Raw genomic sequence first — 11,476 nt, 5'->3', positions numbered from 1 at the left:
CGCTCGCCCCTGCGCCGCGCCCCAGGATCAGTTGACGGGATCATGCCGGCTGTTGCCGCGCGCAGGCCACTGGCTGGCGGCGATGGCGTCTTTCAACGCCTGGTAGGCGACGTCGTCAATTGCGGTGCCGGTCATGTCATCCATGATTGCAAACGCCTTTTCCAGCGGCATGGCGGCGCGATAGGGGCGGTCTGCCGTAAGCGCATCAAAGATGTCGGCAACGGTGAGGATGCGCATATCCATGCTGAGCTGTTCTGCGCTGAGCCCGTAGGGGTAGCCACGCCCATCGAGCCGTTCGTGGTGTGCGGCGGCCACCTCTGCGACGTCCTCAAAGACCGAAACACGCCGCAACACGGCGTGGCCCAGAACAGGGTGGCTCTTCATGATGTCGAACTCTTCATCTGTCAGCTTGTCGGGTTTGTCGAGGATGGTGTTGGAAACCCCAAGTTTGCCGATGTCATGCAGCAAACCTGCGCGCATCATCCAGCGACGGTGGGCGCGATCATGGCCAAGCTGGGCGCAGATCATGTCGGTATAATCCGCAACGCGTTCCGAATGGCCGTAGGTGAAGGGGCTCTTGGCGTCGATGACGCGGGAAAACGCATGCGAGATTTCATCAAGGTATTGTTCATCCACCTCGATCGTCGCCTGGGCTGGGCTGCGCGACAGAACACGGTGTTCGAGCATATCGCTTTGCAAACTGGCGGTGAAATCTGGCTGGCGGATCACCTCGCAGAACAGGGGAACCAGGTCTGGGTCGAACCAGCTTCCTGCGCGGCTTTCCAGTTCGGCGGCGGCGGCGTCTGCGCCGGATTGCATCGTAAAGACATCGGTGACCTGCGCCATGAGGGCGATGCGTGAATAAAGAGGAATGGCAGAGCCGTGCCGCCCCTCTGGCTGGCCACCGCCGTTCCAGTGTTCATCGAGGCTGGCAATGCCCGCTGCCACGGCATCGGAAAATCGCATCATCCGTGCGATATCTGCCCGGCGCGTACAGCGGGTCTGGATCAGCTCTGTTGCGAGGGCCGAGGATTGGGCGATGACCGATGCGATGGTTTTCATCCGCCGGATCGTGTTGTCGCTGACACCGGTGTTGCGCGCCACAAACCCCAGTTTGTGATGTGTCGCCGCACCTATCACCTTGAAATTGCGCTTAAAGGCGAGGTCATCCGTGCGGTATAATTCGCAGATCCGGGCGGCATTTGAACTGCAGCCAAGATCCTTGAGCAGCAGTGTGAAATAAAGATCGGCGCGTTCATCAGCGCTGAGGTCCAGCGCATCGGCCACCTGCATCCCGATCCAGCAACAGCGAATGCAATGTCCTTCGGGCTGGCCTTCTGTCAGGTCAAGCGCATGACTCAATGCGCCCAGCAGTTCCGCCAGGCGAATGCTGCGCGGGTCGCCTGCTACGGAGGGTGAGGCGGCTTGGGGATCAATATGTCCGGCTGTCAGGGCCATTGGCGCGTATCCTCATCAACGAGAAAGACAAGGATACGCGATTGCGCCGAATGCATTGCTAACAATCGGAGCGGTTGGTTTACCCTAAGTTAAGCCACCCGATTGGCCGAGGCGTCCAACAGTGTCCGGGTATAGGGGTGGGCGGTCTGGCCTGCGCGCATGGCATCGATGCTGAGAACCTCAAGAATTTCGCCATGCTGCATCACAGCCGCCTGATCGCACATATGCGCCACCACTGCGAGATCATGAGACACCATCACAAAGGTCAGCCCATGGGCCGCGCGCAAATCACTGAGCAGGTTCAGGATTTCGGCCTGCACCGAGACATCCAGCGCCGATGTCGGCTCATCCAGCAGCAGGATATCCGGCTGCGGCGCCAGCGCGCGTGCAATCGCAACACGCTGACGTTGACCACCGGACAGCTGATGCGGATAGCGAAAGCGGAAAGCAGGGCCAAGCCCCACGTCCTGCAAGAGCTGGTTCACACGATCGTCAATGTCGCGAAAGCCATGCAGGTAAAGAGTTTCCGACAACACCTGATCCACTGATTGGCGCGGATGGAGCGAGGCGTAGGGATCCTGAAACACCATCTGCACGGTCTTGTAGAAATTCCGATCCCGCTTGGCACCAAGGGGGCGGCCTTCGACCTTGATCTCGCCGTTCCATTGTGGCGCAAGGCCGGTGATGGCCTTGAGAATGGTTGACTTGCCAGACCCGCTTTCCCCGACAAGGCCAAAGCTGGCGCCCTTGGCGACTGTCAGGCTGGCGGATTTGACCGCATGCACCAATGCACCGTGATCTCCGAAATAGACGTTCAGAGCGTTGATCTCCAAGGCGGCGTTCATGTGCGACCCTCCACGCTGGGGGCATCGCGCCAACTGGGGTCGCGCTGCAACACCTCAAGCCGTGGACGCGGCGCATCAAATCGGGGCAGGCTGCCAAGGAGCCCGCGGGTGTAGGGGTGTTGCGCCTCGTGCAGGCGATTGGCGTCGCAGACCTCAACGATGCGACCGGCATACATGATCAGAACCCGGTCGCAGAACTGGGACACCAGATTGAGATCATGGCTGATAAAGATCAGCCCCATGCCGCGTTCCTTCACCAGACGATCCATGATCGACAACACCTGGCCCTGCACCGAGACGTCCAATGCCGAGGTCGGCTCGTCCGCGATCAGGATTTCTGGGTTGGGGATCAGCATCATCGCAATCATGATACGCTGCCCCATACCGCCTGACATCTCATGGGGATAGGCGCCCATGACGCGCTCTGGGTCACGGATCGACACCGCCTCCAGCATCTCAAGCGCCTTCTTGCGGGCTTCGGCCTTTGTGGCCTTGGCATGCAGACGGTGCGCTTCGATCAGCTGATCGCCGATCGTCATGACCGGGTTGAGAGAGAATTTGGGATCCTGCATCACCATCGAAATCTGCTCTCCGCGGACCTTGCGCATGTCGCGCTCGGACTTTGCCAGGAGGTTTTCCCCGTGAAGGTTGATGTGATCGGCCTCCACGATGCCGGGATGGCGGATCAGACGCAGGATCGCGCGGCCGGTCATCGATTTGCCCGACCCGCTTTCACCAACGATGCCAAGCCGTTCTCGGCCAAGCGAAAATGACACGCCGCGCACCGCGTCGAAAATGCCATTGCGGGTGGGAAACCGCACCCAGAGGTTTTCAATATCCAGAAGCGTGCTCATGAGGCGCTGTCCTTGGGGTCCAATACGTCGCGCAAGCCATCGCCCAATAGGTTGAAGGCGAGCGAAACGGCAAAAATGGCGAGACCGGGCATGGTGGCAACCCACCAGTGATCCAGAATGAAACGGCGGCCCTCGGAAATCATGGCGCCCCATTCCGGGCTTGGGGGCTGTGCGCCAAGACCAAGGAAGCCAAGACCCGCCGCGGCCAGAATGATGCCGGCCATATCCAGCGTAACCCGCACGATGAGCGAGGAGATGCACAGTGGCCAGATATGTTTGATGATGATGCGCAGCGGACCTGCGCCTTGCAGGCGGATCGCACTGATGTAGTCGGAGGACCGGATCGTCAGCGTCTCTGCCCGTGCCATCCGCGCATAAGGCGGCCAGGCGGTGAGTGAAATCGCCAGAACCGCGTTTTCGATCCCCGCGCCAAGCGCCGCCACAAAGGCCAGCGCCAGAACCAGTCGGGGAAAGGCGAGAAAGATATCGGTAATCCGCATCAGGATCACATCGGTCCAGCCCCCGGCGTAGCCCGAGATGGTCCCCACCAAAAGGCCGACAACCGGTGCAATCAGGGCAACCAGCGCGACAATATAGAGGGTAATGCGGGCGCCATAGATCAGTCGGCTCAGGATGTCGCGGCCCAGAGAGTCGGTGCCAAGCAAATGCCCTTCGCTGCCCAGCGGTTGCAGGCGGTTTGCCAGATCCTGAACAAACGGGTCATGCGGTGCGATCAGGGGCGCAAAGAGGGCGATGGAAATCAACACCACAAGGATGGCCAGTCCGACCATTGCCATATGGTTCTGACGCAGGGCCAACCAGCCCTGATAAAGGGCTGAGAGGCGGGCCTGCCGGCGTGAGGTCGGCGTATCACTGAGCAACCATTGCCGCAGGCTCTGGCCGCCGGATGACGGCGGGGTTTGCGATGTCATGCTCATTTCGACCTCGGATCAAAGACTTTGTAGAGAAGATCAGAGAAGATGTTCAGGCAGATGAACACGAGGCCGACGACAACAGTGCCCCCCAGAACCGCGTTCATATCCGCCGACAAAAGGGCCGTCGTGATGTAGCTGCCGATACCGGGCCATGCAAAAATGATCTCTGTCAGCACCGACCCTTCCAGGAGGTTCGCATAGCTGAGCGCGATGACGGTAATCAGCTGCACCCGGATGTTGCGGAATGCGTGCGACCAGATCACTGCCCATTCGCTCATGCCTTTGACGCGCGCGGTGGTGATATATTCCGCCGAAAGCTGCTCAAGCATGAAAGAGCGAGTCATGCGGCTGATGTAGGCAAGACTGTAGTAGCCCAGAAGAGAGGCCGGCAGAACGATGTGGGAGAAGGCATCGCGAAACGCCCCCCAATCCCCGGCAATCAGTGAATCGATCAGGATCATGCCCGTGACGGAAGGGATCATGTCCTCGTAAAAGATGCCCTGACGTCCGGGTCCGCCGACCCATCCAAGGATCCCGTAAAACAGCAAGAGCCCCATGAGGCCAAGCCAGAAAATGGGCATTGAATAGCCAACAAGCGCAATCACCCGGGCGATCTGGTCGATCCAGCTGCCCCGGCGGACGGCTGCAATGACGCCCAGTGGCACGCCCAGAATGCAGCCAAAGAGAATGCCAATCGTTGCCAACTCGAATGTGGCGGGGAATACGCGGGCTATGTCGCTTGATACATCCCGCGCCGTCAGCAGCGAGGTTCCGAAATCACCACGCAGGACATCGCTGACGTAGTAGAAAAACTGGACCGCCAGAGATCGGTCGAGACCGAGTTCACGGTAGGCGGCATTATACTGTTCCTCTGTTGCCCGCTCGCCCACTATGGCCAGCACCGGATCGATGGGCATCACCCGACCGATCAGAAAGGTGACAAACAACAGGCCCAGCATCGTGACCGCAATAGAGGACAACGTCACCAGTGTGCCGCGTGCCCAGGGAGGGAGGGGCAGCCAGGGCCGCCTCTCCGTTTCTGTCGCGAAATTCGCCATCTTACTTGGTCACGTTCCAATAGGACGCAGCGGTGATCGCGGCACCAAGGCTGAGGCCCTCGACCTCTTCTGCAACGCCGGCCTGTTCGATCAGCTGGAACATCACCGCAAACGGCGCGGTTTCACGGAACTGCGCCTGGATGTCGTGATACATTTCCGCGCGCTTCTCGGTGTCACCTTCGACCACAGCGGCGGCGACCTTTTCTGTCAGCCCACCGGTGTCCCAGCTGTTGCGCCATGCCAGAAGGCCCGTCGCCTGTGCCTCGTCAGAGTTGTCGGGGTTGTAGGCAAACGTGCCTGCATTGGTGTGCGGATCGGGATAATCCGGACCCCAGGCACCAAGATAGATGTCCAGTTCGCGGGCGCGGTATTTGCCAAGGATCTGTTTGCCGGTGCCCACCTCAAGGTTCAGCGTGATGCCTGCCTGCGCAAAGGTGTTCTGCAGCGATTGTGCGATTTCCAGACGTTCCTGCGCCTCGCGCACGCCGACTGTCAGCTCCATGCCCTCGACACCTGCTTCTGCCAGCAGGGCCTTGGCCTTTTCGATGTCCAGCGAAAACGGATTTTCGTCAACCGACCCAAGGTAGGTTTTGGGCAGGAAGTTCTGATGACCGACATACCAGTTCTTGAGGAAACTGTTTTCCATTCCTTCGTAGTCGATCAGGTATTTCAACGCCTGACGGACCTGCGGTTTGGACAGTTCGGGGTGTTTCTGGTTGAAGGAGACATACATCAGGCGGCCACGCATTTCGCGCACCACTTCGACGCCCTCCACGCCTTCCATGCCCTCGACATCAGAGGGGGTGAGATCACGAGCCACGTCGACGTCGCCGCGTTCCAGCATCAGGCGCTGGGTCGCGCTTTCCTGAACATGGCGCACGATCACGCGCTTCATCGCAGGCTCACCACCATAAAAACCGGGGTTGGCTGTAAGGGTCACGCTTTCCTTGGGTTTCCAGCTGGCAAGGGTGAAGGGGCCGGAGCCTGCGGAGTTGGTCGCCAGCCACTGGTTGCCCATGTCGCCATCAACCTCATTGGCCATGACGGTCTTTTCATCCAGGATCGAGCCGATGGTGGCGGTCAGGCAGTTCAGAACAAAAGAGGTCGCGTACCGTTTGTCCGTGGTAATGGAGAGCGTGTTGCCATCCACCGTGATGGTCTCGTCGACATTTTCCGGGGTAAAGCCGAACTGCGTGATGATGAACGACGGGGTTTTGTTCAGGATCACGGCGCGCTTCAGCGAAAAGGCTGCATCCTCTGCGCGGACGGGATTGCCTGACTGGAAGGTCACCCCTTCGCGCATGGTAAAGGTGATGGTGCGGCCATCTTCGGAGACGGTCCAGCTTTCGGCCAGATCCGGCTGGTAGCCCGCATCCAGATTGGCAGGATCAAAATTGACCAGTTTGCCATAGATGTTGCGGATCACATCGGCGCCCGCGAATTCAAAGCTCTGGGCGGGATCCAGGGTCGTGATGTCATCGATGCGGTTTGCAATCACAAGCATGTTTGCAGGTGTTTCCGCCATGCCGGCAATCGGGGTCACGCCCAGAGCCAGGCCAAGGGCGGCAGAGCCGAACAGGGTACGAATGGTCTTCATTACTAAACTCCCAGTCAAAGTGGTTTTTTGTTGTGGCGCGCTGTGGGCAGCGTCTTGTTATCGCTCGAAATAAACGGGGGCTCTGGCGGCGCGTAATGCTGCGCTGACCAAAGGTTTCAGCTATCCTTCCAGGTGAGGTTCAAAACCCTGAGCCAGTTGTCCTGACAGAGTTTTTGCATCAGCGCATCGTCAACGCCGTGGGCCCGCAAGGCGGCCCGTAGCGCTGGTAGTCCCGCGATGGTTTCAATGTCCTTTGGCACAACCGCGCCATCGAAATCAGAACCAAAACCGACGCGGTCTTCTCCGAGGTGTTCGATCAGGTGGTCCAGATGGCGCAGCATACGGTCAATTGGAGTGTCTGCATCCATCCGCCCGTCCTCTCGCAGGAAGGCAACGGCGAAATTCAGGCCCACCATCCCGTCACTGTCGCGGATGGCATGCAGCTGGCGATCGGTGAGGTTGCGGCTGTGAGGTGTCAGGGCGTGCGCATTGGAATGTGTCGCAACCAGTGGCGCCTGACTGAGAGAGGCGATGTCCCAGAAACCAGCCTCATTGAGATGCGACAGATCCAGCATCACCCCCAATGCATTGCAGCGTGCCACCAGACGTCGGCCATCTGCCGTCAGTCCCGGACCGGTATCGGGCGTGCTGGGAAAGCGGAACGGAACTCCGTGGCCAAAGCGGGTCGGACGGCTCCAGACTGGCCCGAGAGAGCGCAGCCCCGCCGCATAGAGCACATCAAGACAGGCCATATCGCGGTCGATCGCCTCGGCGCCTTCCATGTGCATGACGGCGGCCATGATGCCATCCGCCAGGGCTGCGCGAATGTCTGCGACGGTTTTGCAGATCCGCAGGGCACCGTCGCGCTCCAGATCAAGAAGAATGGCGGCCTGGGCCATCGCGACCTTGCTTGCGTCAGACCAGGGGATTTCTGATGGTAACGGCAGGTCATAACTCGTGGCCATCATGTCATCATCATTCCCGAGCGATGTGCTGTCGGGGACATAGATCGCAAAAAAACCACCACCAAAGCCGCCGGTTTTGGCCTTGGAAAGATCAATCTGACGCCCGCCGCTGCCCTGAAACCCGTCCGCGCCGGGAAGAACATCGTTGTTGTAAATCCGCAAAAGCAGATCATTGTGTCCGTCAAAAATGAGTGGATCAGTCATAACTTTCTTCCAATTCGAATTTATGAGGACGTGTTTTTTGCGCTAACGCAAGAGAATTTACGCACGTGACCTGCAACCTCCGCCTGTTTGCCCAAAATGAAGCGCCTTCACGCAAGGGCACACACCAAAAGGGACAGGCTGCACCTTGGCGGCCTGTCCCAATGATCAATATGTTCGGATAACGCCCGTCTGGGCGACTCAGCCGCTGTTTTGGCTGTGCTTGGAGCTCAGGCCGGTTTCAGCCCGTAGTTTGCAAATGCGGCCAGCGCGTCGTCCATCTGTTCGGCTGTCAGCAACACGGGCGTGCCGATGCTGCGGGCCAGGATGTAGGTTTTTGCAAGGCTCTCCAGCTCGACCATCCGCCACATCGCGCGCGCCAGTGTGTCGCCGGTGACGATTGCGCCATGATTGGCCATCAAACAGCCGTGTCGGTCCTTCATTGCTGTCACAACATGACGAGACAGGTCAGCAGTGCCATACAGCGCGTAGTCCGCAAGCGGAACATCATGACCGCCAAAGGCCGCAACCATATAGTGGCAGGGCGGGATGGACATGTGATTGACCGCCAGTGCGCAGCAGTTCACCGGATGGGCGTGCACAACCGCCATTGTCTCTGGCTTTGCCGCCATAAGCGCCTGGTGAAACTGCCACTCGGACGACGGGGCGCGTTGACCATCGTTCGGATCAGGGTCGCCGGACAGGGGCATCCGGACAATCATGTCAGGTGTCATCTGTTCGTAGGGAACACCGGACGGCGTGATCAGCATTTCCTCGCCTGCAAGGCGCAGGGAAATATTGCCGGAGGTGCCTTGATTGATACCTGTCCGGTTCATCTCCAGACAGGCATCAATGATGGATTGGCGCAGGGCGCGGCTATCTTCGGGCGCGGTGGGCATGTCGCGTCCTTACTGTTTGGCCAGATCAGGGAAAAGCGCAGCAAGCCCGTCTTCGCTGGCGTCACAGATGCCGCGCTCTGTGATGAGGCCGGTGACCAGCCGGTTCGGCGTCACATCAAAGGCCGGGTTGCTGCAATCTGTTCCTTCGGGGGTGACACGTGCGAGGCCAATGTCGCCATTTTCCAGGACACCTTGCACATGGCTGACTTCGCGACTGTCGCGATCCTCGATCGGGATTTCGCGCACACCATCACTCACGGTCCAGTCGATCGTGGGCGAGGGCAGGGCGACATAGAAGGGCACGCCATTGTCGTGGGCCGCGAGCGCCTTGAGATATGTGCCGATCTTGTTGCAGACATCGCCCCGCCGGGTGGTGCGATCGGTGCCGGTGATGACGAGATCAACCTGGCCATGCTGCATCAGATGGCCGCCGGCGTTGTCGGTAATGTAGCTATGGCTGATGCCATGGCTGCCGAGCTCCCAAGCGGTCAGCGCACCCTGATTGCGGGGGCGGGTTTCATCCACCCAAACGTGGATCGGCAGGCCTGCATCATGTGCCTGATACATCGGGCTGGTGGCGGTGCCCCAGTCGACGGTCGCAATCCAGCCGGCATTGCAATGGGTCAGCAGGCGCACCGGCTCTCCCGCTGGTTTCTTGGCGGCGATCTTGCGGATCAGCTCCAGACCATGTGCACCGATCTGGCGGTTGATCTCTACGTCTTCATCCGCGATCTCATGCGCCAGGGCCAGCGCCGCTGACGCGCGTTCTGCTTCGGGCAGGGGGCGCAGGGCTGCAAGGCAGCGGTTCAGTGCCCAGCGCAGGTTGATTGCCGTGGGGCGGGTTGCATTCAGCATCTGCCAGGCGGCTTCCAGCGCGCGATCAGAGGGGTCAAGCTGCGCGGCCAGCGCCATGCCATATGCGGCAGTCGCACCAATCAACGGAGCGCCGCGCACGCGCATCTCGACGATGGCGGTTGCATAGTCCTCAAGGGTTTCGACAGGCTGAATGCGAAAGTCATGCGGCAACCAGCGTTGATCGATGATCATCAGGACCGATTTGTCATGGTCCCACCAAAGCGAACGATAATGCGTGCCATTGACCTTCATACGGTATGTCTCCTGCGCAAAATGGACGGATGTGTTGCTGTTCTCCTAGCGAATTGCACGCAGAGTGCAACGGAATTGGTATTTCTGCCAAGCCATCGACCGCAGTCTTGCCGGGCCGTTAAGTATTTGTGCTGCAAGGCAGCATTTCTCGCTTGAAGGGAGTGGAGGGCTGACATAATTCAGCGCCGAACCCAGCCAGAGGCGGGTCAGTCAAAAGATCAACTGCATGGATTGTTTATTGATGCCATCTTGCGCTCAGGTGCGGCATTCTGACACAGTGTCGCGAATCCTGCGGTTCGTGTCGCACGGGGAAAATTCGGAGTTTGGCACCAGATACGCCAAATCCCCGTCATTCTGGCGATGCAGATCATGGGGGTGCCTTGACTTGGCATCTGGTGACTGAAACGCTTTTTGCACGGACCGGTGTGGCCACCGGAAAAAAGTGGCGCCAAGGCGCGACAATCCAAATCCGGCAGCTACATGTCCCGAAGGGTTCTAGACCCCCGCCGCAGATTTTGCGGCATTTCGGTTTCGACGATAAAATACGTGGGAGAACAACGAACATGACCAAAACGAAACTGGCCGTTAGCGCCCTGGTCGCAAGCGCATTCATGGCGCCTGCTGCTATGGCAGAAGAATTCATCACCATCGGCACCGGCGGTGTGACCGGTGTGTACTACCCGACCGGTGGCGCGATCTGCCGTCTGGTCAACAAAGGCCGCAAAGAGCACGGTATCCGCTGCTCCGTGGAATCCACCGGTGGCTCCGTTTACAACATCAACACCATCCGCGACGGCGAGCTGGAGTTTGGTGTGGCGCAGTCCGACTGGCAGTACCACGCCTACAACGGCACCTCCAAGTTCGAAGAGCAGGGCGCCTTTGAAGATCTGCGCGCTGTGTTCTCCGTCCACCCGGAGCCGTTCACCGTGGTTGCACGTGCCGACGCAGGCATCAGCAACTTTGACGATCTGCAAGGCAAGCGCGTCAACATCGGCAACCCCGGTTCCGGTCAGCGTGGCACCATGGAAGTGCTGATGGAAGCAAAAGGCTGGGGCATGGACGCCTTTGCACTGGCAACAGAGCTGAAAGCCGCAGAGCAGTCCGCAGCGCTGTGCGACAACCAGATCGACGCGATGGTTTACACCGTTGGTCACCCCTCCGGTTCCATCCAGGAAGCCACCACTGCATGTGACTCCGTACTGGTGACTGTTGATGGCGAAGCTGTTGAGCAGCTGATTGCTGACAACTCCTTCTACCGCTCGGCAACCATCCCCGGCGGCATGTACCGTGGTTCGGACGCAGACACCGCGACCTTTGGTGTGGGCGCAACCTTCGTGACCTCTGATGCGGTCTCCGAAGAAGCGGTTTACACTGTGGTAAAGTCGGTCTTTGAAAACTTCGAAGACTTCAAAAAGCTGCACCCGGCATTTGCCAACCTGAAGCCGGAAGAAATGGCGACCGCCGGTCTGTCCGCTCCGCTGCATGCAGGTGCTGCAAAGTACTACAAAGAACAGGGCTGGATCGAATAATTCAGACCAGTTGAACGAACGGGGCGCC

10 protein-coding genes are annotated in these 11,476 nt (G+C 59.3%); 1 reads left to right on the top strand and 9 read right to left on the bottom strand.

The features are described from left to right. Window positions 1-27: 27 nt before the first annotated feature. The 9 genes from NIT7645_RS06800 to mtnA all read right to left on the bottom strand — a co-directional run bounded on the left by NIT7645_RS06800 (window position 28) and on the right by mtnA (window position 9,919). Window positions 28-1,458: an HD-GYP domain-containing protein gene (locus NIT7645_RS06800; RefSeq protein ID WP_110732313.1), complete on the bottom strand. Its 1,431-nt coding sequence runs from the start codon at window positions 1,456-1,458 to the stop codon at window positions 28-30. A gap of 89 nt (window positions 1,459-1,547) precedes the next feature. Further along, entirely contained in the window at window positions 1,548-2,303 is a 756-nt protein-coding gene (locus tag NIT7645_RS06795) for an ABC transporter ATP-binding protein (RefSeq protein WP_008561753.1), read from the bottom strand. After that, entirely contained in the window at window positions 2,300-3,157 is an 858-nt protein-coding gene (locus NIT7645_RS06790; protein WP_046210298.1) for an ABC transporter ATP-binding protein, read from the bottom strand. Before NIT7645_RS06790 ends, NIT7645_RS06795 begins: the two co-directional genes overlap by 4 nt. Beyond that, window positions 3,154-4,095 carry a nickel transporter permease gene (gene nikC / locus NIT7645_RS06785; protein ID WP_008561177.1) on the bottom strand — a complete coding sequence of 314 codons (942 nt, stop codon included), beginning with the start codon at window positions 4,093-4,095 and terminating at the stop codon, window positions 3,154-3,156. The genes NIT7645_RS06790 and nikC overlap by 4 nt, the downstream gene beginning before the upstream one ends. After that, entirely contained in the window at window positions 4,092-5,150 is a 1,059-nt protein-coding gene (locus NIT7645_RS06780; RefSeq protein ID WP_037302362.1) for an ABC transporter permease, read from the bottom strand. Before NIT7645_RS06780 ends, nikC begins: the two co-directional genes overlap by 4 nt. Window position 5,151: 1 nt before the next feature. Beyond that, window positions 5,152-6,747, bottom strand: coding sequence for an ABC transporter substrate-binding protein (locus NIT7645_RS06775; protein WP_008562138.1), 1,596 nt, complete (start codon window positions 6,745-6,747; stop codon window positions 5,152-5,154). 116 nt (window positions 6,748-6,863) lie between these two features. Further along, window positions 6,864-7,916, bottom strand: coding sequence for a dipeptidase (locus NIT7645_RS06770; RefSeq protein ID WP_050672600.1), 1,053 nt, complete (start codon window positions 7,914-7,916; stop codon window positions 6,864-6,866). 227 nt (window positions 7,917-8,143) lie between these two features. Beyond that, on the bottom strand, window positions 8,144-8,812 hold the full coding sequence (locus NIT7645_RS06765) for a class II aldolase/adducin family protein (protein WP_008562151.1): 669 nt from the start codon (window positions 8,810-8,812) through the stop codon (window positions 8,144-8,146). A gap of 9 nt (window positions 8,813-8,821) precedes the next feature. Continuing rightward, on the bottom strand, window positions 8,822-9,919 hold the full coding sequence (mtnA, locus tag NIT7645_RS06760) for an S-methyl-5-thioribose-1-phosphate isomerase (protein ID WP_008558751.1): 1,098 nt from the start codon (window positions 9,917-9,919) through the stop codon (window positions 8,822-8,824). Window positions 9,920-10,482: 563 nt separating this feature from the next. Here mtnA and NIT7645_RS06755 point away from each other — a divergent pair. Beyond that, window positions 10,483-11,448 carry a TAXI family TRAP transporter solute-binding subunit gene (locus NIT7645_RS06755; RefSeq protein WP_050686382.1) on the top strand — a complete coding sequence of 322 codons (966 nt, stop codon included), beginning with the start codon at window positions 10,483-10,485 and terminating at the stop codon, window positions 11,446-11,448. Window positions 11,449-11,476 lie beyond the last annotated feature (28 nt).

The organism is Phaeobacter italicus (assembly GCF_001258055.1).
Lineage (GTDB): Bacteria > Pseudomonadota > Alphaproteobacteria > Rhodobacterales > Rhodobacteraceae > Phaeobacter > Phaeobacter italicus.
This window is presented reverse-complemented; position numbering and strand designations above follow the sequence as displayed.